Here is a 22,226-nt window from a genome sequence, read left to right on the forward strand (position 1 = left end):
TGAGGATCGAGCCCCGTGAGGCTCGATCTACTTGATTCCAAACGTTAATGTCTAGCGTTTGGATATTCAGAGCTTCCCTAGCTTTTTTAAAGTCTCGTTTTTCAGTGTGCTATTTTTTCTGCTTTAAATTGTTGAGCACACCGGTGACGTCCGGATGGGGCGGATACGTTTTCTGCCAGTTTTCTAAAAAGGCGATTGCCTGCGCCGTTTTATCTATTTTTTCCAAAATGAGAGCATAGGTATAAGCGTAACGGGGGTTGTCAGTTTGCAGCTTTGTGGCTTGTTCTAACGCCCTTTCGGCACCGGAAAGATTCATCGTCCGCACGTAGAGCAAGCCCAGCGAGTAATGGGCATGTGCATCGGTTGGCTGCAGGCTAATGGCGCGTTTTAATAGAGTTTCGCCTTCTGAATCGCGCGCTAGGCCTCGGTAAAGGTCGGCTAGATTGAGTAACGCGGGTAGGTGATTTGCTGAAAGTTGCAATGCCTTGTTATAGCTCTTCTCTGCCTGCGCATAGTCTCCCCTTGCCAGGTAGAAAAGCCCGAGGCCAACTTGGTTCTCTGGAAAGTCGGCGTTGAAATTAGCGCTCGCAAGAAAATCTTTATAGAGCTCGTCGATCAGCTTCGCTTCGCGCGCCGGTATTTCGGCGAGGGGAATATCGGCAAGCTGTCTCGCGAGTTCTATACGCACCGATAACACTTCCTCATCGAGTCTGGCACTCAATAAAGAGAAGCGATAGTTGGCCGGCATCGCTTGAACCGAGCGAACAGCGGCGGCACGTACCAGTGGGTCGCTATCGGCCAAGAGTGATTTCAATTTTTCGATATCGGTGTGCTGATAAAAGCCGTCGTGCATCAATACCGCGGTGGCGCGGGCAATGTTGGGCTGATGCCGGCTCAGGGCTATGGCCATCAAATCAGGCGCCGCTTGTGCATCGCGTTGTTGAATCTTGTGGAAGCTATGGGCGAAGCTATGGCGCGATTGTGTTTTCCCCTGTGGCTTTAACCAAGTATCTATGGCGCTATTGGCCCATTGATTGTTTTGGTCTGTATGGCATTGTGTGCAGGCGTTGGGTGCCGCTGCCGTTTCGCTAACACTGGGTCTTGGGATGCGGAAGCTGTGATCGTGACGTACGTCCACGCCCATGTAAGTTTCTGATGGCATATGGCAGCTGACACATTGTGCACCCGCGCTTGGTTCCTCATGATGGTGGTGCGAGCGGTTATCATAGTAGCTGGGCAAGTGGCATTGGCTGCAAACCCCATTGCTATCGCGGGGCTTACCTACTTTCAGCTGCAGTGAGTGAGGCATGTGGCAGTTACCGCAGGTTACGCCTTCGCTGTACATCTTGCTTTGCAGGAAGCTACCGTAGACATAAACTTCATCGGAAATTTGCCCGTCACTAAAATATTGCGGAGACTCCAATAGGTGTAAGTTATGGGTGTTGTAAAAATTTTTTCTTACATCCGCTTGTTGCAATTCAGTGCGACGCGAGTGGCAGGTTGCGCAGACTTGGTGTTGTTTTTCCGCCGATGGGCCGGAGCGACGCAAGGTTGTGCTTGTGGCCTGCTGAGATTGGGTTGTACTTTTAGTGGCGGCAAGGGTTTCGATGGCCGACCAAACGCCCTTGTTGGCTAAGGAAAAGTCGAATCCACGATGAGCGGTACTCGAACCCGCTATGGATTTATCGCCGCGCTTTGCCCATTCGAGATGTAATGAACCTTGGCCATGGCAGGCTTCGCAACCAATATTGACTTCTTGCCAGGTGGTTTCGTAGGTATTTTTTACCGAATTGTAATTTTTTCTGAGATCCGTTGAGTGACAAGCCGCACAGCGTGAATTCCAATTAAAGTAAGTGCCGGTCCAGTGTAGGGCGTCTCTATAATCGATAGGGTCTAGTGGATTGCCGCCATGTTGTAACACCTCATGTTCTGGATACAGGTGATACCAACGCTGTCCGCCCTCTGTTTTTGGCCGAGTATCCCAAATAATGGCAAGTACCTGTTTCCTACCGTCGGGGAAATCAATTAAATATTGTTGTAATGGTTCGACGCCAAAGGTGTAGGTGATTTCAAATTCTTGTAATTTTCCTTTTGCATTGTCGGTTTTAACAAAATATTTTCCGTCGCGCCGGTAAAAACGGCTGGTTATGCCGTTGTAAGTGAATGCGGCATTGTCAAAATTGCCCAGTACGCTTTTCTCGGACGCGGGTTGCATGGCCGCCCAGTGATGACTTTTTTGCCAGTCTTGATACTCGGATTGGTGACAATCAGCACAGACCTCGCTTCCCACGTAGGAGGCTTGAGCGTCCGTTGGTGATGGATCGAGCGCTTGGCCGGCGCTTACCCCATTCAGCGGTAGAGAAAAGAATACTATACAAAAAGCCGCAAGTTTTTTATGCATTATTGTCGCTTATTTATACGAATAAAAAGTGAAAACGAATGAAGAAATAGTATCATCTCTACTATGACGAATCGATTGATTTAGGGGTTGGCTTATGAAAGTGCGTGTATTGATGTTGATACCTCTTGTAATGCTTTCCTATGCGAAACACGCGACGTCTGAAATAGCTGTGCCCGACGTAGAGTGTGCAGCCTATTGGCAGCTAAAAACTATTGGATTAAGACAAGAACACAGTATTGCCGCCGCCAAGGCTTCAGAAATATATGAGCAGCAATATATCGATGCAAAGCAGGCGTTAACATTCCATCTAGGCGTTGAAGTGTTTACCCGCCAATTTTACGATGCACTAAAAGTGATGCTGGAACAGGTGGGTGATGATTTATCGCGTGTCGATGTTTTAGATACACAGTACCAACCCTTGTGTGCGCGAGAAAAAGGGCTCAATAAATGAGCCCCTCACGTGTTGAATTAAACTCCTAACAGTTGCTAGTGTGACGGCGGTGTTAGCTGCCGAATAATGGCGTCTTGGTCAATCGTGAAACTCGCTGCACTCTGGCGCGGCGGAAATTTCACATAGCTTTCGAAATGCTTAGCAACGTAGGCCTGAGCGGGAATTAACAGGTAGGCACGATCGAGGTACCAATCCCAATAGGTGTTGGAGGTAACGGTTGCATTCTCGTACGGGTCTGTGCGCAAATTAAATAGAATGGGCATGCGCGTTTTAGTGAAGGGTTCAGCCCAAATATTTAGTGTGCCAGTTTCCCGCTGCTGCTGGAAAACCACTTTCCAGTTGTCGTAGCGTAGGCCGGTGAGTTCACCATCATCTGAATAGTAGAAAAACTCTTTGCGCGGCCCCTTGGCTTCCTTGCCAGTTAGGTAAGGAAGAAAGTTGTAGCCATCAAGCAAGACTTTAAATTTTTTGCCATCGGCTTTATGACCCTTCATCAACTTATCTTTGATACTTGCGTCGCCCGTCGCTGCCAAGAAGGTTGGCAGCCAATCGATGTGTGACATAATCTCATTCGATACGGAGTCGGGCTTAATGTGACCGGGCCAGCGAACTATAGCGGGTACCCGATAGGCGCCCTCCCAGTTGGTGTTTTTCTCTCCGCGGAAAGGCGTTGTGCCTGCATCGGGCCAGGTGTTCATGTGTGGCCCGTTGTCAGTAGAATAGAACACAATGGTGTTATCTTTTTGCCCGGCTTTATCGATAGCAGCGAGAACAGTACCCACGTTCTTGTCGTGGTCGATCATGACATCGTGGTAATTACTCTGCCATTTTCCGGCCTGGCCGACGCTTTCCGGTTTGGCGTGCGTGCGAAAGTGCATATGGGTAAAATTCACCCAGGCGAAAAAAGGTTTTCCCGCTTTTGCTTGCGTTTCTATCCACTCGGCTGAGCGCTTGGCAATATCGTCGTCGATAGTTTCCATGCGCTTTTTAGTGAGTGGCCCTGTGTCGATAATTCGGCCATCGGCATAGCTATGAATGACACCGCGTGGGCCAAATTTCTTCTTGAACTCAGGGTCGGTCGGGTAATCCCGTAATTCCGGTTCTTCTTCGGCATTTAAGTGATAGAGGTTGCCGTAAAATTCATCAAAACCATGGTTGCTTGGCAAGTGCTTGTCTTTGTCACCTAAGTGGTTCTTGCCAAATTGTGCGGTGGCATAGCCTTGGCCTTTTAGCAGCTCAGCAATAGTCGGGTCTTTTTCGTGCATGCCCATTTCGGCACCGGGCATGCCCACTTTACTTAACCCCGTGCGATAGACGTTTTGCCCTGTTATAAAAGCGGAGCGACCGGCGGTGCAGCTTTGTTCGGCGTAATAATCAGTAAACATCATGCCTTCTTTGGCGATACTATCGATGTTGGGCGTTTTATAACCCATCATGCCATGGCTATAGGCGCTGATATTGCTCTGGCCAATATCGTCACCCCAAATCACGACGATGTTGGGCTTGTCGGCGGCAAATACCGCACAGCTTGCTATGGTGCCTGCAATTAAGCTTAATGCTTGGATGTGCAGGCGGGATCTACGTTTACTCATGCTGATGTTCCTTATTTAGCTTGGTGTTGGTAGTCCGCCTAGGCGGGGTGAATCGTTGGCATTTTTGATAGTGATCAAGGTTTGTTACAATTCTGTTACTGGCTTTGTCCATCCGGATAAATGTTTCGCCAATCTTTTTTCATGTCCACAACTAGCCAGTTCTGTTTTGCTGCTTGGGCCAGGCCTTGTTTGAGTTGACCGATATGAGAGTCTTGGTCGTAGGCCCATTCGCGCTCTGCATCGGTATGATGAATGTAAGCACTTAAATGGGGCAATTTATTGGCATCTGTCCATTGCAGCATTTGTAAATCACCGTCTGAATTGCCAAACGCGAGTATGGGGCGTTTACCGATGTGTTGATGGATGGCGATGGGTTTGCCGGCTTTATCATTAATAAAGTTCAGTTTTGGCCTGCGCAAAATAACAGGATTACCGTTGCGGTATTCGTACTCCAGCTTGACGCTTGAACCGATGACGTTTTCAGGCTCTACGCCATACACTTGTTCTGCCCAAGGGCGTATAAAGTCGACGCCACCGCCGGAAACAATATAAACCTTGAAGTCTTTCTCTCTGAGTAAGGTTAAAAGCTCGAGCATTGGTTGGAACACCATGTGAGTATAGGCTTTGCCGGTGCTAGGGTGTTTGGCGGTTTTAACCCATTGCGTGACAATGTCGGCATATTCGTCGCTGGTGGCGGAATCGTTGCCTGTATGGCTAGCCATAACCAGTTCAATTAAACCCTTCTCACCGCTGGCCGCCAACGCTTTCATATCATTTTCAAGCACGGCTTTGTAGGGTTGTTGTTCAAGCCATTTAGCCTTGAGTTCTGGCGATGTTTCGGCCAGTGCGCGCACGCGATCCATGGCAAAAAATAGCTGAAAATAGGCGGGCTGCTCTGACCATAGCGTGCCGTCGTTGTCGAACACGGCGATGCGATCTTTTGGCGCAACATAGAGTTTGTTGTTTTTACTGCTGACGTCGCTAATAAATTGAAACAGACGTTGGCTATTTTCGTTGTTGTTCCAAGAGGGTAGATCGTTTTCAATGGTGTGCCTATCTTGACACGCGATTAGCGCCAAGAATGAGACGATGATAAGGCACAAAAAACGAATGTTATAAGCGTAGAATTTCACATGACCATCCTTTGCTGTGATTTTTATTCAACCTTAGACGCTAGCAGTGAATTTGACTATTAGCAAATGGGTTCCTCGAAACGGTGCGTAATAAAGATTACGTTAATGTTTAAAGCGGAATCATATTACCGTAGCTGACGTACCTTCCGTTGTTGATGCTCAACACTGGCGCTCTAAGTCAAATCACGTGTTGTACTAATTATTCGCACTGGCGCTAATAAATTGAATGGCGTCTAAAACCACAGGGTTTTCGCGCCTTAGGGGCATTGCAAAGCTTGCGATAATATCGGCATGGTCAACACCTTGATAAATACGCTTTTGTACTGGGCTGTTTGCCGCTTCAAGGCGTTTAAATAGACCGTCAATGTTGACCGGTTTTACCCGTGTATCCGCATCGCCATAGAGTAAAAGGCTGGGCGGTTCGGAGCCGTCGACGTAGGTAATGGGTTGCGATTCGTGCTCGTTCAGCGGTGGGCCAAAGAGTTCCGGCATGTAGGGCTCGTCAAAAGGCAGAAAATTATAGGGGCCGGCTAAACCGATAAAGCCGTTTAGGTCTGCGTAGGCATCCTGGCTCAGGTAAGCTTGATTCATCGCTAGCATCGCCGCTAAGTGCGCACCGGCAGAGTGGCCCATTAAAAATAACTGTTTTGGGTTGCCTCCGTATTCTGCGATATGTTGGTGTGTCCACTCCACGGCATTGCGGGCATCTTCGATAATGCTCAGAAAGCGCACCGTCGGAAAAAGTCGGTAATCTGCGATAACAACAACGATGCCGTGCTCGAGTAAGGTTTGTGCCACAAAGGCATAATCTTCCTTCGGTAGCGTTTCACAGGCGCCCCAGCAACCACCGTAAAAAAATATCACGACGGGTAAGCTGCTGGTGTAAGTCGTGTTAATGGGTGTGTAAACATCCAGTTGTTGCGCTGCTTCTGAACCGTAGGCAATAGACGTGTAGCGCTGCATCTCTTGCGTGAGTGCTAGTTGGTTGACGATGAATAATGTAGCCTGAGTAGATGTTGCGACGCCAACTATCAAGAATGTGAGTACGGTCGCCGAGCCCAATAGATATTTTCCAAGGTGCTTTTGTCGCATAGTATTATCTGTAGGTTCTGGTAGCTGTTGCTGTTGATTAAGGGCATGCCTCTGCAAAACGCCTAGATGCTTAATTCTGGGTATCGTTCTTAGGCTCTCAACCTAACACTAAAGCGACAGACAGTTACACGTTTATTGTGTTGGGAATCATGTTCAGGTGCTGGTTTGCTGTGTAAAACGGAAAGAATGGTTGTTAAATGGAAAGTTTGCCCGTGTTTTTATGCTGTATAAGTAGAGGGCACGTGCCTAGCCAAGCGCTTTCAGAATATTCATTATAAATGAGTGGGAGAGGCTCCGTTGATTAAGTGGTCAAGGTGCAATGAAAATATCGAAGGAGAGCAGGGTATACTCATCACTCAAATTCGTAGCTTGAGGTTAATAAGTTAAAGAAAAACGTCGGTTATTTTCCCGTAGCGGTTTGATACCATATCGTGTTTTTTATGTTATTTAATGATGCAATTGTCTGGGGATGCTAAATCATGAGTTATGTGCCATCGAAAAGCCCAGTGCTAAAATTGTGGCGTCAGTTTGGCGGCAGCGCGATTGGCCGTTGGTTGGTGAGTAGGATCGTGTGTTTTAACGCGCCTTATTTTAGTTCTATTAAGCCGGTTTTTACGGTGGTTGAACCTGGCCTGGTTGAGGTTGCCTTCAAAAAACGTCGCGCCGTACACAACCATATAAAAAGTGTCCACGCCATCGCCATGTGTAATGCGGCGGAACTGGCCGGCGGTGTTTGTTTAGATGTATCGCTTAACGCGAATTTTCGTTGGATTCCCGTGGGCATGACAGTGCAATATTTGAAGATTGCCAAGTCGGATTTGCGTGCTGTTTGCAAACTTGACGCCTATGATTGGGACAGCCCACAAGATGTTGTTATGCCAGTGTGCGTGTTTAATCAGGACAATGTAGAGGTGTTTCACGCCGATATCACCATGCGAATTTCACCAAAAAAATCATAGATTTTCGTGATTGCCGGTAACGGTTCGACGTCGAGCTTCATCGGCGTGCGAGTCTTTTACATACTATTAATGTCTGCGCACCATTCTGCTCGTTCATTCGCCATTCTACTTTTTATGCAGCACTTTCGTGCTAGCTAAAATAACTTTTTCAGGCTTGGAATTAGTTTTGCATTGACTTTCTTAAGTCCAGGACCTCTACGTCGCAAGACTGTCACAAAGGCTGATTATCGTGGTAACGCGCCTATTAATCACCGTCACTTGCACCCAAAGAGAGCATAGGGAAGCACAATGGATCGTAAAGCGGGCAAAAAAGTTGCACTGGTCACCGGCGCTGCCAGTGGCATTGGTTTAGGTATCGTTAAGCATCTAGCGTCTGTCGGTTACCGGGTTATTGTTTCGGATGCCGACGGCGCCGCCGCCGACGCGGCTAGGGCAAACATGGCGGGTGATGTGATAGCCTGTGCTTTGGATGTGACTTGCCCCGACCGAATCGAACAATTGGCCAGTGAGCTTGGGCCAGTTGATCTGCTTATCAATAATGCCGGTATTCAGTATGTGGCTGCGCTTGAACAATTTCCGGTGCAGATGTGGCAGCGTATCATCGACATTTTACTTACCGGCCCCGCGCTGCTAACCCGCGCGTTCTTGCCCGCGATGCGTGGCCAAAATTTCGGGCGAATAATCAATATCGGCTCTATACACGCACTGGTTGCATCGCCCTATAAAAGTGCTTATGTGGCGGCTAAGCACGGGCTATTAGGGTTCAGTAAAACGATTGCGCTGGAAACGGCGAGCCACGATATCACCATCAATACGCTCTGCCCCGCCTACGTAAAAACCCCGTTAGTAGAGCGCCAGATCAGCGCGCAAGCCCAGAGCCATGGCATCACTGAAGCGCAAGTCATTGAGACCATTATGCTTAAGCCTATGCCAAAGCAGGCATTTATCAGCTTGGATGAAATCAATACGGCAATTGATTTTCTCGCGAGCTCTGCGGCGCGCAATATGACGGGGCAAACTCTCGTGCTTGATGGCGGTTGGACGGCACAGTAGCTGGAACACTCACTACAGCAGCAGGCGTAGCTATGGCAGTTGATTATGCATCGATGTTAAATAAGCTAACTCAGGAACTTGCCTTGCAGTTGCAAGACAGTGCTCAGCATTTTAACCGCATGCTTGAATACAATGACGTGAAAGTTTCGGTTGAACCGAGCCGGCTGATGCAATTGCAATGCGACCTATTTAGCCGCCAAAGCCAGCTTTGTAGCGCGATGCTTACGGCGCTTACCGACAGCAAACGGCTACCGGAACTTACTCAGGCGGCAACCGATCCACGTTTTATCGATGAGGCTTGGCACGAACAGCCAGCGTATAGTTTTATACGCCAAAACTATTTACTCACTGCGCAAATGTTAGAGAAGCAATTAGATGCGCTGCAGTTTGATCGTGCGGATGACGCAGCCCATTGGCGGTTCTATAGTCGGCAGCTCATGAATGCGGTAGCGCCGTGCAATTTCCCTTGGACCAATCCCGATGTGATGCGCGAAGTCGTGCAGGAGCAGGGTGAAAACTTGCAGCGCGGCTTTACTAATTTGTTGGCCGATTTACAGCGCAGCCCGCTTGAGGCTTTAAAAGTTAACCAAGTGGACAGCAATGGCTTTCACTTGGGTGAAAATATTGCCTGCACGCCCGGTAAAGTGGTGTTCCGCAATCAACTGTTTGAGTTACTTCAGTATGCGCCACAAGGTGACACCGTGTATAAAACACCTTTGTTGTTAGTGCCGCCCTTTATCAATAAGTTCTACATTTTGGATTTGAATCAAAAAAAGTCGTTAGTCCATTGGTTGGTGGCGCAAGGTTTTACTGTGTTTATAGTGTCTTGGATTAACCCGAAAGAGCAGCACCGCAATTTAGGCTTCGCTGAGTATCTGCGTGACGGCGCCGTCTGCGCTATTGATGTTGTGCGTCGCGTATGCGGGGTGAGAAAAATACATGCGGCTGGCTATTGTGTGGGCGGCACTTTGTTGGCGTGCACTCAGGCTTGGCTCAAGGCGCAAGGGCAAAATAAACTCGCTTCCTTAACACTGTTAACGACACTGTTGGATTTTTCCGAGCCGGGCGATCTAGGCCACTACCTTTACCCGCCGTTGCTTGATTCATTCGAACCAATGATCGAGGCCCGGGGCCTGTTAGATGGTAGAGTATTGGCGACTAGTTTTAATTTTCTACGTGAAAATGATCTTTATTGGCCAAACTTTATTAATAATTACTTAAAAGGAAAAACGCCACCGGCGTTTGACTTGTTGGTTTGGAACAGCGATTCAACCCATTTAACGGAGCAGATCTTTCACACTTACGTCAAAGACTTCTACCACTACAACCCACTCGCTGGGGGCAGCCCTGTTTTGGTGGATGGAGTGCCGTTAAATCTTTCGGCTATCGATACGCCGGCCTATTGTTTGGGTGCTGAAAAAGATCACATTGTGCTGTGGCAGGCGGCCTATAAGAGTGCCAAATTATTGGCTGGGCCAACGCGGTTCGTGCAGGCGGGTTCGGGTCACATCGCCGGTGTCATCAATCCGCCTTGCCAGCAAAAATATGGTTACTGCGTCGGTGCGTTGCAAACGAGTGTGAGTGAATGGGAGGCGAGCGCTGAGGCTCGGTCGGGCTCTTGGTGGCAGGATTGGCAGGCTTGGTTGCTGGCGCAAGACAGTCGTCAGTGTCCTGCACGCGCGCCAGGTTCAGCACAGTATCCGGCCTTGGCCGAGGCACCTGGGGACTACGTTAGGGTTACGATCTAACTCACGGGCCGATTATTGCGGCTTGGCGCCACTCGGCGCAGGCGATATGCTGTTATGCAGCAATTAACAATGAGCCTGAGCCAGTGATTATCGTCAAAAAATACCCGAATCGACGTTTGTATAACACCAGCAGTAGTCAATACGTCAACCTTGATGACATCAAGCAGATGATTAACAGCCACCAAGATTTCCGCGTGCTCGACTCGAAAACGGAGGTGGATGTTACCAAGGGTCTGTTGTTGCAGATAATCGCTGAGCAGGAGGCAACGGACCAGCAATCACTCCTTACCAACACCTTGCTAAAGCAATTGATACGTTTCTACGACAGCGATATGCAGGCCTACGTACGTCAATATCTAGAGATGAGCTTGGCTCATTTTATGGAGCAACAAGGTACCTTGGAAACGGTGATGAAGCAGATGGTGAGCACCACGCCCATGGGGTTGTTTAACCAATTTATGAGCCAGAACAACCCTTTCTGGCCGAGCCCCGATAAGCCCAAAAATAAGCCGGATTCAACCGAAGAAGATTGATACGCCACATTTTGCTGCACTGCAGCAAAATGTCGTTGACACAAGGCCAGGGCTTTCCTACTCTGTGAGAACCGTATGCTGCAGCGCAGCAAATCACACAGGAGCAAGGCCATGTTTGAACAACTTACCGAGCAGTTCCAGTCCGCAATGAAGCCCGCCAACAACTTGATGGCGGTAAACATCCAGACCTTTGAAAAATTGACACAGCACCACACGGCGCTGTTGAGTGGCGTGGTCAATGACACGATGACGTACACCAAGGGTTTGAGTGGGCAAAAGGATGTGAGCGCCTATATGGAGAGCAACAAGAGCTTTCTCGAAGGCCTACAGGAAAAGTTCACCAGTGCCGCTAAGGATGTTTATGGGATTCTATCTGAGGCGCAAGAACAAACTGCTGAAACCTACAAAGACCTGTTCGCGCACAGTGTGCCGGCTGGCAAAGCTGCGCCGAAAAGCGCACCTAAAGCTAGCTAGTCAACGCCGTTGTTTTAGCCCCAACGCTGTTGGGGCTCTCTGTTTGGGAGCCGATCATGCGTTATCAAACCTTTGAAACCTACGCCAATGGTCTGCGCGTCTGGCACGAGTCCTTCAATTTTTTAAAGCACTTAACCGACCAGCATCCGCTCACTCATACACCCGTTGGTCGCGCCTTTTGCGCAAGCCTGGAGATGGGGTTGCGGTTAACTCAGCGCTATGAAAAGCAGGCTTTCGATATTCGTGAAGTGACTATCGACGACCGCTCTGTGGGTGTGTACGAGCGTATCGAACACGAAAAACCCTTCTGTAATTTAATTCATTTCAAACGACGTGGACGCGAGGATAAAAATAAAGTGCTGCTAGTGGCGCCCTTGTCCGGTCATCACGCAACACTAACAAAGGGCACGGTGGAAGCGTTGTTGCCCGATCACGAGGTGTATATCACCGATTGGCTGGACGCGCGCGAAGTGCCGGTAACAGAGGGTGAATTTTGTTTTGATGCCTATGTGGACTATCTGATTGAATTCATTGAGCTGTTGGGCGAAAACACCCATGTGATCGCTATTTGCCAACCGACGGTTCAAGCGCTGATAGCAACAGCGGTCATGGCGGAGCGAAAAAGCCCAGCTACACCCAAATCGCTAACCTTAATGGCCGGGCCTATTGATTGTTCGCGCAATCCCAGCCGCGTTAATCAGTATGCGCAAGAGCACCCCATGGATTGGTTTCGTAATTTTGCCATCATGACGGTGCCAAAAGGCTACCCCGGCGAGGGACGCCGCGTTTACCCAGGTTTTTTACAGCTGGGTGGCTTTCTTAGCATGAACCCCGATACACACGCGAAAAAGTTGTACAACTTCTATCAAAATTTAATGATTGGCGAGGAGGAAGATGCGGATCGCTTCAGAGCCTTTTACGATGAATATTTAGCCGTGTTAGATATACCCGCTGAATTTTATTTAGAAACCATAGAGCGGGTCTTTAAAAACAACGAAATAGCTCGCAACGCAATTACGTATTACGGTAAGCCGGTAGATTTTTTAGGTATTCATAACACCGCACTACTTACGGTGGAAGGCGCTATCGACGATATTTGCGGTATTGGTCAAACCGAGGCCGCGCAGGATATCTGCAAGAATATCCCTAAAAAAATGCGGCGTCACCATTTGCAGGAAGGCGCTGGACACTACGGAATTTTCAGCGGTTCAAAATTCCGTTTACATATTCGACCACTGATTACCGAATTTATCCATAAGCACAGCGAATTGTAAAAAGCCTTGGCGAATGTATGTCTACATCGCCAAGATTTTTTCGCTCTGTGCTACATCAGCCATCGACGTTAAGCCATCGATTGGCCGCCATTGACCGAAAGTGTTGTGCCGGTGATGAAGTCGGCATCATCGGCCACTAAAAAGTTGACACAACGTGCAACATCTTCTGGCTTAGCCAAGCGACCGACGGGTATTTTTTCAATAATTTTTTGCAACACGTCCGGGGCAATGGCGCGCACCATTTCTGTGTCTACATAGCCTGGCGCGACGGCGTTGACGGTAATGCCGGAGCGGGCCGATTCCTTGGCGAGGGATTTAGTGAAACCACACATGCCAGCTTTCGCAGCGGCATAGTTCGTTTGACCAAACTGACCCTCAAGGCCGTTGATGGAGCTGATATTTACGATGCGGCCAAATTTTCGCTCGCGCATACCTGTCATAACGGCATGGCAGGTATAAAAGCAGGAGGACAAATTCGTTTCGATTACGTCGTGCCAATTTTGCGGCGACATTTTGTGCATGACACCATCGCGAGTGATACCGGCATTATTGACCAATATATCAATGGGCCCCATATCGGCTTCAATGGTGCGTATTGATTGTTGCGTGGCTTCAAAATCCGACGCATCGAATTTAAATACCGGGATACCCGTGCGCTGGGAAAATGCCTGCGCCACTTCGTGGTTGCGTTGGAAGCTGGCGAGTACGCGGTAGCCCTCGTTGTGCAAAGCAATACTAATGGCTTCGCCAATGCCGCGCGTGCCGCCGGTAACCAGTGCCAGTCTATTGGTGGTGGGTGCTGTTGCAATCATGGTCCTGCTCCTATGCGATTAAATGCGTTCCAAAATGTGAGTAAAAGCCGAGCCGGCTGCGCCGCCGAGATTTTGCGTCATAGCTAAGGTAGCGCCCGGGATCTGTAATTCACCGGCTTGTTCGGTGAGCTGTAAAAAACACTCCGCCAATTGATAGACGCCGGTTGCGCCCACTGGATGACCGCGGGCTTTTAAGCCGCCGAAACTGGTGATAGGTAAACTGCCCGTTTTCGTGAACATGCCCTCGGCCGCCATATGTGTAGCCGTCCCCGGTTTTGAAAAACCAGCGGCTTCGAGGCTCAGTGCAGTCATAACGGTGTAGGCATCGTGTGGCTCAAAGACGTCGATATCGGCAGGCGTTACACCGCTTATTTTGTAAGCTTTTTTGAAAGAGTCGCGTGCCGCGGCGAGTGCTAACGGGTCTTGGCGATCTTCAATGGCCAGGGCGTCGGTCGCACAGGTGGAGGCCAGCACTTTTACCACTGGCATTCCTAAACGCTGCGCTCGTAAGGCCATGTCTTTATTGCCCAGAAGCAGTGCGCTGGCACCGTCGCAAATGGGTGGCGCATCAAATAGGCCGATGGGGTCGGCTAACATTCGGCCGGCATCATAGTCGTCGGCGGTAATCGTTTTTTGCAGCATGGCACAGTGGTTCTTGGAGGCATTTTCATGGGCGTTCACGGCAAAATGAGAGAACGCAGAGCGCTCAGTCGCGTAAGTATCCATGTATGCTTTCATGATGCGGGCGTTCAACGTGATAAATGTTTCGCCCTTGCCGCCCTCGCGCTCCCAGCAGGACGCGGTAGCTAAGCCGCGGCTGACTTCGTCGCGACTATTGCGGCTCATTTGCTCGGCACCGGCCACGACGACCAAATGGTGAAAGCCGCTGGCTATCGCCATCACACCCTGGCGCATAGCCGCAGCGCCGGAGCCGCACGCTGCCTCCGCCGTAATTGCTTCGCAGCCAGTGAGTTTGGCGTGTTGCGCAATCAAGGGTGCGAGTAATTGTTGGTGCGATAAAATACCAGACAGCATATTGCCTACGTAGAGTGCCGTAACTTCTTCGCGTGCAAAAACTGCGGCGTCCATTAGCGGGGCGATGGCGCGTGCTGCTAAGCGCGCTACGTCGTCTACGTCCTGTTTCACCGCGGGCACCCTGCCTGCGTTAAGTATAAAAACCTCTTCCATGGTGCTAACCCTGATGTTGTTGTGTGATTTCCCAGCCTTAAAAATGAACATTGATGTTCCTTCCTGTTTGCAAAGTTTGCGCCGGGATTGTGACTGATCGTTTACAGTGGCGAGAGGAAGTGAGGTGTCAGGGAAATTTTACGGAAATAAATGGGATTATCTGTTTTTTGATCACTTTTGGTAATATGGGAGTGATTAGTCATAACTTGTTTGGATAAAAATAAATGACTTACGTACCAGCTATTGCCAGGGCGGGTAGTTAATCTTTAGCACTGAATGGAAATTTCTTGGTGGCGCACCAATACAAAGCTAATCTCATTTTTCGATCGCTTCAATGCGCTAAAAAGAGCCACAAAAACTACATTGCTTAATCATTTTTCTGTAGTGATAGTTCGGTACAGTCTTAGTTAAACTGTATTGTTGTTAAAGGGTTGTATGAGTAGATGTTGGGTTTACCCCAGTGTCGCAGATAGGAATCGCTACATTCGGCTTGGCGTTACTGCTTTGGTTATATTGAATAATTTCTTAGTGGGCAGTGAATGCTATTTCGGCTGCTTATATTTCGCTCTGAATTTGGTAGACGCTAACCTTATTTCTACCATCGTTTTTTGCCGAGTAGAGAGCCTTATCAGCAAGGCCCATTAGTTGAGTGAGGTTTAGATTGGTAGAGCTGATGGCTTGGACGTAGCCGATACTAACGGTAATGCCACCGTGGCTCATTGAAAGGGTTTGTGCCGCAATATTTTGTCTGACACGCTCAAATAAGAGTGGTGCCGACTGACTTGACTCGGCCACGATGGCCATGGCGAATTCCTCGCCGCCAATGCGTCCGCAGGCATCTTCTGCACGCAAACTATCCCTTATGGTTTTTGCCACGGCAATAATGGTTTTATCGCCCTCATCGTGGCCAAAATTATCATTTATAGCTTTAAAGAAGTCGATATCTAAAATGGCTACCGCACAAATTTGGTTGTGGCGCTGTGTACGTGTGAGCTGTGTTTCCGCTAGTTGAAAAAAGGCTTTTCTGTTTGGTAGTCCTGTCATGTGATCGTCATAGGCTAGCCTTTGCAGTTCTGCATTTTTTTGCCGTAACTGTTCCGTTCGATCTTTGATGATGAGCTCAAGTTCTTCGCGCATGACTTTTAGGTCGCTATTGCGCTGTTCTAGTCTTTCGCTGTAGTAGGTGCTCTGCGTTATATCGCGCTCTATAGCGGCAAAATGCGTGACTTCGCCGTATCGATTAGTGAGTGGAATGATACTGAGATCAAGCCAGTAGGGCGTTCCGGTTTTTGTGTAGTTAAGTATTTTTTCTCGGCAGGGTTTTTTGGCATCCAGAGCGGCGCGAATGTTTTTCTTGGTCTCGGCTGATGTATCCTTACCTTGTAGCAAACGCGGCGTCTCGCCAATGATCTCATCGGCAGAAAATCCTGTAAGCGACTCAAAGGCCTTGTTAACGTAGACAACTTTAGGTCCGAAGGGAGCGTCGACGTCCTCCGCCTCGGTAACGATGACGATATCCTGAGTATTATGCAAAATGTCGGCAAAAGAAAATTCGGATTTTCTATCGGTAATATCCACAAAGCTGACGATCACAAAGCCGTTTTCATTGGCTTGCTGACGTTCCACGTAAGCATTAACTGAAAACCATACAACATCGGGGTTGCTAGAGTCTGTTACGCCGAGTGTTTGGTCGCGAACAGCATTGTCCGAATGAAGGGCGCGATTCACGGGATACTCACTGGGCGGTAAAGGGATGCCTTGTTCATCGATGAAGCGCCATTGAGGGTCTAGTGCGTCTTTGCCGATAATTTGATCGTAGGATAATCTCAATAATCTAAGTGCGGTGGGGTTTGCATAAATAACCGTTGTATCTGCACCGTGGATCACAACACCTATATTGGCATTTTCCAATAGTTTGAGAAGCCCAACATTTGTAAACGCGTGAGTGTCCATTCGTGCTCTTTCTCGGGTTGCTTCGGTAAGCCTAGCTAAATTGGCGCTTAAATTCACATTGGCGGTATACTCGATAGCGATATCGAATTTATTTATAAGACCGAATGGCGATAAGTAACTCGAAAGCTTGGCCGAATTTTAGCCGTTAATCGTAAGGTTTTTTCAGTATAGATCGATGGTTGGCTTGAGTGTTGAATGCTGCGTCCATTAGCTGGTTGCTAATGTTGTTGTCAGTTTGACAGTGCCGCGGATGAGTTGGTTGCGTGGTCGAAGATGCCATGCCGTTGGGCAATGAAGTTTTGTCGCAATACGGTACACGTAAAGGTAATTCGTTACATGAAAAGCGTGGCATGAATCACGCCATGCCACGCTCAATTACTAGAATGTATAAGCGGCGCCAATGGAATAGAAATCCATGTCGGCATCATCCAGTTTAACCCGTTCGTACTCTGCTCTCAGTTGAAAGGATGCCACCTGAAATTTAGCGCCAATGCCGTAAGCGGGGTCTGAACCTGTCGCTTTGCCGCGGTAATCGCCGTTGGTGAATTTTGTCTCCCAGTCCGATACACCGGCTTTGGCAAATAATCCCACCGGGCCTAGGTCTAGGCCGCCCACCAAATGCAGTTGTGCCGCCGTATTGGAAAAACGTGTGGTGTCATTGAGCAGCTCACCGTACTGACTGCCAAAATCCACATAGCTACCTTCCAGCGCGATATCGACCATGGGTAGCAAGCCAAAGTTGTAGCCAGCAAAAAATTTGTAGCCGGTATCTGAGTCGTCTATGTAGTCGTCGAAACTGTCGAAATTGAGTTGCGCGCTACCGACAGAGCCGCCCAGATAAAAACCTGAATCGCTTCCGGCTAGCGCACTTTGAGACAAAGCGGCGGCAAGCAGGGTGGCTGTGAACGCAGAAATGTGTGATGTCTTGATTTTCATGTTTCGATCCTAGCGGTTGAATAAAGAGGCCTCCTTTATACCGCCGCGAACCTGAACCGAACCTGAACAAACCCTAATGCAGGTTGGAATAAACCGCTAATACCGGCAGCAAATACTCTCTATCCCTGTTGCTAGGAAACGATGTTTTAATGAAAAAGGTAGAGTAGATTACTGTTTTGTTAAGCGATAACTAGCGTTCTTTTAAACATTTTTATCTTTTATTTGCGGGTAATGTTGATTTAAGTAGGTCAATGCAGTTCGATAGCTATGCACTGAAACCAAAGTGCCAAGATGTTTGGTTGGAGAAAACCCTAGTTTTTCTAGTTTGCTGAGCCAAGCTTGGTAGTAATCTGCATGAGCTTGATGGCACTCGGCAAGTGCCTGGCTGATAGCCTCATTGGGATCGCTTATTTTGGTTACATTACTTTGCAGCGCCTTCGCGGAGCAGGAGAATAATTTATCTTCCAGTATGTCGGCGTGTGAGACTGTACATACAGATACTAGGCAGGCGAGTAGCATCAAAAAATTACGAGCATTCATAGTCCATTTTCTCGCGATTTAGGGGTTATCTAAGATTTCCGTGACAGTGCGTCCTAACCTGAACGCCTCTTGTATTGAGGAGCAAATCTAATTTCATATCCAATAATATTTAGTTATGTTTTTAGCGAAAGTTAAAACTAATGGTCGTGTTATCGGTGAGTTTTCGGTGTGCTGCTCAATGTTGGTGATCTAATCGTGTCTGTGCGCTAAAGCGGCGCACGTCAAAGCTCTCTTGTCTCGATTGCATGCATAGACCAAAGACGGGAGCTTAAAGTTATATCAGAATAAGGCAGTCAGCCGGAGGGCTGTCGGCGTTTATTCCACTGTCCGGTAGATGATCCTAGTGCTCGATCGCGTTTATCTGACCTCGAATAAAAAGGCCCTGACCTTCTATCGGGTGATTCATAAAGTGGCTGGTGGTTTGACCCCTAAATGGGCAAATTTATCGATATATGTCTTCACATAAGTTGCAATTTTAAACGGCTCTAAAATAGGAGAGCCATAAAGTGGCGGTTGCCCTGCTATTTAAAGGCAATAACTGTCATAACGAACCTTTTGATGTAACGAGTAATTTTATTTATACCTAAGGTCGATTTCGAAGAGGCGGTTGCTTAATATAAATAGCGGCCCAGTATAATCTGGCACTGTGGTGCATGTTTCTTTTATTCGATTTTTCTGAATTTGAATTTTGTTGCTAATATGGGATGAATACGTATGCATGAATTTACAGCTCATGATTTGGGTCTAGTCTGAGAATCACATAGTAACTCCAATATAGGTGTCGGTAGATAATTGATCGAAAAGTGACGGCCCCACGGCTTTACCTTCAACACAGAAGTGCCATAGCACTTTACTGCATTCTATCTGTTAGGGTATAAAGGAGGCGCTGTATATATCGAGTTGGTAGGGACTAGTTTTAGATCTAAGGACGGATGCCATTCTTTTGTGCTTCTCTAAGCGCAGTTGCGCTCCCTCGCTGTACCTCAAGATCTCGCTAAATTCTCGTCAGGCTCACATCAAGAGTTCTAGATATTCAAGGGTTGTCGGGATGTTAAAACATTTTATGCAGGCTGCACTCAGTGTTGCGGGCTTGGTATTTTGTGGCGCGGTGTTTGGTTCCGTACCTGGGGGATTGGATCTCTACGCCTCCTCGTCACCTGATCGGGCGGATGCTTACCCATTAGATGGTACCTCTCCCGTTGGAAATGTGTACATTTTTGTAGAGAGTGATCCAAGCATTACTCGGGTGCAATTTTATGTGGACGGTGTCCTCCTTCAGACGGAAAGAGTGGTGCCCTATGACTTTGCCGGCACTAATTCTAATTCATCTGCTCGCCCATTTGATATTTCTGGCTTAAGCACTGGCTCGCATCGTATAACAGCACAGGTCTACTTTGCGCCCGGCACGCCGCAGATCGAGCTCATTGCCGATATCGTTGTTACTGGTCAAAGCAATCCGCCTTTACCCGTGCAGTTTTTATATTCCTCAGTTAGCGACAGGTCTGCTCCGCAACCCCTTCTTGGCAGCAATCTTTCAGGCGAAATCTACGCCTTTGTTGAAAATTCATTCGAGATCCAGAGTGTGGAGTTTTACATTGATGGCAATCTTTTCCGCATAGAGGATGCGGAACCCTTCGATCTCGCTGGAGGTATAAATACTGCCGCTGAGCCCTTTGATCTGGGTTCGCTTGCACAGGGGCAACATCAATTTCTGGCGAAGGTGTTACTGCGTAATGGAACACAATTTGATTTGAGCTCGATGGTAACCACGCATGTAGTGGATACACAGCCTCCCGTCATAACGGCCATCTGGTCCGTTCCCGCAAACAATCTAGGTTGGAATAACACGCCGGTCACTATTACGCCAGAATGTCTTGATGCTGAAAGTGGTATCGCTCGGTGTGCAGGGCAATCAGTGTTTGAGTTCGAAGGTGTTGGTCAAACTGCGTCGCTTATTGCTCTTGATGTAGCCGGCCATACCACAACTCTTGATGTCGCGGTCAATATCGATTTAACCAGCCCTGAATTGGCGCCTGCGTTGTCGCAAGAGCCGAATAACGCTGGATGGCATAAAGCATCCGTGACGGTTCAGTCCATTTGTACTGATGCACTGAGTGGAGTAGCGACCTGCTCCGACAATATCGCCGTTACCCAAGATGGAGTAAATCAGCTGCAATTGTCGGCTACAGACAACGCCGGTAACGAGAGCGTGCTGCCGCTTACAGTTCAGTTGGATTCCACTCCACCTAACATCATCGCTCAACCGTCTATAGCCGCTTCACCAACAGCTTGGTTTGGTCAGCCTGTCACATTTCAATTTACCTGCAGTGATGAGGTCAGCGGTATCAGCATGTGCCCAGAACCAATAGCGTTTACAGAGCCTGGCCGGAAGCAAAGTGCATCCGCTGTGGTGACCGATGTTGCGGGTAATGCTAGTAATCTTGATATACAAGTAAATTTGGATTTCGATAGCCCACAAATAGCCTTTCTATCGCACTCGAATAATCAACTTGTCAGTAACCTTCGGCCGGTCATTCGGTTGGCGGTCACAGATCAAATTGGCATCGATCCCGCCTCAGTGTCTCTAAAGTGGGGAATGGCCCAGGCAAGCTGCCAGCCCAGCGGCGCTGAGTTTCATTGTCAATTTTCAAGTGCTTTTACTTCCGCCGCTGTTATTGAACTTCAAGCCAGCGCGAAGGATTTTGCCGGACACCAGACTGATGTAGCCCTTTCAATATCGGTTGACGCGGATTTAGATATGGTGGCGGATTATGCCGATGAATGCGCAGACTCGGCATTAGGTGAGTCGGTCAATGAACAGGGTTGTGACGCCTACCAGCGCGATACAGATGGCGATGGTTACACAGATGCTGAAGAGCAAGCGGCAGGTACAGATCCTCTGATGGCCTCGGATACACCCGCCCTTTTAATCGTCAGTTTCAGCAGCTCAACCGTTCAGGTTCCTGCGAACAACACGCAAGCGCAGTTGAACTGGCACGTTCAGGGGCCTGCAACTGTTTCAATAAAAAATGATGCCAACGCCAATGTGATTTCAGATTTAGGTCGCCAGGGCACCGTCAGCGTGGCGCCATTGATTACCACCCGTTACACATTGCTTGCCGAATCTGAGAGTGAAACGCAGGAGCGCATTGTGGTGATCGAAGTATTAACCCCGCCTCCAGCGCCGCTGTGGATCGAACCGACGGCCACACCCGTGCAAAGCTTGGGCGTGGCGGCGTCTTTAGTGGTTGCGGACGACGGAACAACCTTAGTGGGCGACAGCGATGGTGGTATATCAAAGCTCAGCACGACCGGTGACGTTGAGTGGACGTTAGATTTGGGCGGCATGACGCAAGGCACACCGCTGGTAGTTGATGGTGTGATTTATGTGGGCGTTGCTTCGCGCACCGGGCTGACCTCGCATGGTAGTGGCATGGTCAAGGCGGTTGGTTCGGATGGTGCCACTATTTGGCAGGCTGACACTGAAGGCGCCGTGATTGCATCACCGGTGTTAGGTGCAGGCGGTAATACAATCTTTGCTGTGACTTATGCCGGTTTTATATACGCAGTAGATAGATTAACTGGCAGTATAAATTGGTCACTAAATATTTCTGACGCTCCAATTATTTCGGCCCCAACGAGTGTCGCTAACAATCAAGTGTTGGTGAAAAGTGAACAAGGTGAGCTGATAAAATTGGATGTGAGTAATTCGGCACAAGGGGACAGAGTAATGTGGCGGAGGGCGCTCAAATGAAAAAAATAAAAATAATTTTATTTGTGCGCGTCAAGTTGAATTTATTAAAATCCATGAAGGCAATAGCTGCTTTTGTGATCCTCTTTGCATCTTTTCAAGCTAGTGCTTATAACAATGTAGAGATAACTGTCAGTGATGGTCAGAATAGTTCAGACGGCATCTATAGTGTTGTCGCGAAAGCTAAATCCTATTGTTTTTATATATCTTGCTTATATGGAATTTCAAATTTCAAAATAGACGTTTATGAAAGCGTAAATGACGCGGCCTATGGATCCACTCCTATTGAAAGTTGGGCAAGTGGCGGGCTTAACTTTCCACTTGGGCAGGAGAAGG

The 22,226-nt window shown here is 48.4% G+C and carries 17 protein-coding genes; 8 read left to right on the top strand and 9 right to left on the bottom strand.

The window, feature by feature from the left end; translation table 11 throughout:
- Positions 1 to 109: 109 nt before the first annotated feature.
- A complete protein-coding gene (locus tag ACGHTT_RS01570) occupies positions 110 to 2,401 on the bottom strand; it encodes a tetratricopeptide repeat protein (RefSeq protein ID WP_390593108.1) in 2,292 nt (763 codons plus the stop codon).
- A 94-nt stretch (positions 2,402 to 2,495) separates the two neighbouring features.
- On the opposite strand from ACGHTT_RS01570, the gene ACGHTT_RS01575 reads away from it, so the two are divergent.
- Complete coding sequence (locus ACGHTT_RS01575; RefSeq protein ID WP_390593109.1) at positions 2,496 to 2,852, top strand: hypothetical protein; 357 nt, start codon at positions 2,496 to 2,498, stop codon at positions 2,850 to 2,852.
- A gap of 35 nt (positions 2,853 to 2,887) precedes the next feature.
- On the opposite strand, the gene ACGHTT_RS01580 is transcribed toward ACGHTT_RS01575, so the two are convergent.
- The 3 genes from ACGHTT_RS01580 to ACGHTT_RS01590 all read right to left on the bottom strand — a co-directional run bounded on the left by ACGHTT_RS01580 (position 2,888) and on the right by ACGHTT_RS01590 (position 6,669).
- Entirely contained in the window at positions 2,888 to 4,444 is a 1,557-nt protein-coding gene (locus ACGHTT_RS01580) for an arylsulfatase (RefSeq protein WP_390593110.1), read from the bottom strand.
- A 95-nt stretch (positions 4,445 to 4,539) separates the two neighbouring features.
- Complete coding sequence (locus ACGHTT_RS01585) at positions 4,540 to 5,577, bottom strand: HAD family hydrolase (protein ID WP_390593111.1); 1,038 nt, start codon at positions 5,575 to 5,577, stop codon at positions 4,540 to 4,542.
- A gap of 195 nt (positions 5,578 to 5,772) precedes the next feature.
- Entirely contained in the window at positions 5,773 to 6,669 is an 897-nt protein-coding gene (locus ACGHTT_RS01590; protein WP_390593112.1) for an alpha/beta hydrolase, read from the bottom strand.
- A gap of 479 nt (positions 6,670 to 7,148) precedes the next feature.
- Between ACGHTT_RS01590 and ACGHTT_RS01595 the strand changes: the two genes are divergently transcribed.
- The 6 genes from ACGHTT_RS01595 (at position 7,149) to ACGHTT_RS01620 (ending at position 12,710) form a co-directional block, all read left to right on the top strand.
- Complete coding sequence (locus ACGHTT_RS01595) at positions 7,149 to 7,628, top strand: hotdog fold domain-containing protein (RefSeq protein ID WP_390593113.1); 480 nt, start codon at positions 7,149 to 7,151, stop codon at positions 7,626 to 7,628.
- Positions 7,629 to 7,916: 288 nt separating this feature from the next.
- Entirely contained in the window at positions 7,917 to 8,681 is a 765-nt protein-coding gene (locus ACGHTT_RS01600) for a 3-hydroxybutyrate dehydrogenase (protein ID WP_390593114.1), read from the top strand.
- A gap of 32 nt (positions 8,682 to 8,713) precedes the next feature.
- Positions 8,714 to 10,429, top strand: coding sequence for a class I poly(R)-hydroxyalkanoic acid synthase (gene phaC / locus ACGHTT_RS01605; RefSeq protein WP_390593117.1), 1,716 nt, complete (start codon positions 8,714 to 8,716; stop codon positions 10,427 to 10,429).
- 83 nt (positions 10,430 to 10,512) lie between these two features.
- Positions 10,513 to 10,962, top strand: a complete 450-nt coding sequence (gene phaR / locus ACGHTT_RS01610; protein ID WP_390593118.1) for a polyhydroxyalkanoate synthesis repressor PhaR — start codon at positions 10,513 to 10,515, stop codon at positions 10,960 to 10,962.
- Positions 10,963 to 11,073: 111 nt separating this feature from the next.
- Positions 11,074 to 11,436, top strand: coding sequence for a phasin family protein (locus ACGHTT_RS01615; RefSeq protein WP_390593120.1), 363 nt, complete (start codon positions 11,074 to 11,076; stop codon positions 11,434 to 11,436).
- 56 nt (positions 11,437 to 11,492) lie between these two features.
- Positions 11,493 to 12,710: a polyhydroxyalkanoate depolymerase gene (locus ACGHTT_RS01620; RefSeq protein ID WP_390593121.1), complete on the top strand. Its 1,218-nt coding sequence runs from the start codon at positions 11,493 to 11,495 to the stop codon at positions 12,708 to 12,710.
- Positions 12,711 to 12,778: 68 nt separating this feature from the next.
- Here the strand turns inward: ACGHTT_RS01620 and phbB are convergent, their stop codons facing one another.
- The 5 genes from phbB to ACGHTT_RS01645 form a co-directional block, all read right to left on the bottom strand.
- A complete protein-coding gene (gene phbB / locus ACGHTT_RS01625; protein ID WP_390593122.1) occupies positions 12,779 to 13,522 on the bottom strand; it encodes an acetoacetyl-CoA reductase in 744 nt (247 codons plus the stop codon).
- A gap of 18 nt (positions 13,523 to 13,540) precedes the next feature.
- Positions 13,541 to 14,761 carry a thiolase C-terminal domain-containing protein gene (locus ACGHTT_RS01630; RefSeq protein WP_390593123.1) on the bottom strand — a complete coding sequence of 407 codons (1,221 nt, stop codon included), beginning with the start codon at positions 14,759 to 14,761 and terminating at the stop codon, positions 13,541 to 13,543.
- A 504-nt stretch (positions 14,762 to 15,265) separates the two neighbouring features.
- Positions 15,266 to 16,663: a diguanylate cyclase gene (locus ACGHTT_RS01635; protein WP_390593124.1), complete on the bottom strand. Its 1,398-nt coding sequence runs from the start codon at positions 16,661 to 16,663 to the stop codon at positions 15,266 to 15,268.
- 378 nt (positions 16,664 to 17,041) lie between these two features.
- Positions 17,042 to 17,599, bottom strand: a complete 558-nt coding sequence (locus tag ACGHTT_RS01640) for an outer membrane beta-barrel protein (protein ID WP_390593125.1) — start codon at positions 17,597 to 17,599, stop codon at positions 17,042 to 17,044.
- A gap of 201 nt (positions 17,600 to 17,800) precedes the next feature.
- Entirely contained in the window at positions 17,801 to 18,139 is a 339-nt protein-coding gene (locus tag ACGHTT_RS01645) for a hypothetical protein (protein ID WP_390593126.1), read from the bottom strand.
- 1,048 nt (positions 18,140 to 19,187) lie between these two features.
- Between ACGHTT_RS01645 and ACGHTT_RS01650 the strand changes: the two genes are divergently transcribed.
- Positions 19,188 to 21,893, top strand: a complete 2,706-nt coding sequence (locus ACGHTT_RS01650; RefSeq protein ID WP_390593127.1) for a PQQ-binding-like beta-propeller repeat protein — start codon at positions 19,188 to 19,190, stop codon at positions 21,891 to 21,893.
- Positions 21,894 to 22,226 lie beyond the last annotated feature (333 nt).

Source organism: Simiduia litorea (assembly GCF_042853465.1).
GTDB lineage: Bacteria > Pseudomonadota > Gammaproteobacteria > Pseudomonadales > Cellvibrionaceae > Simiduia > Simiduia litorea.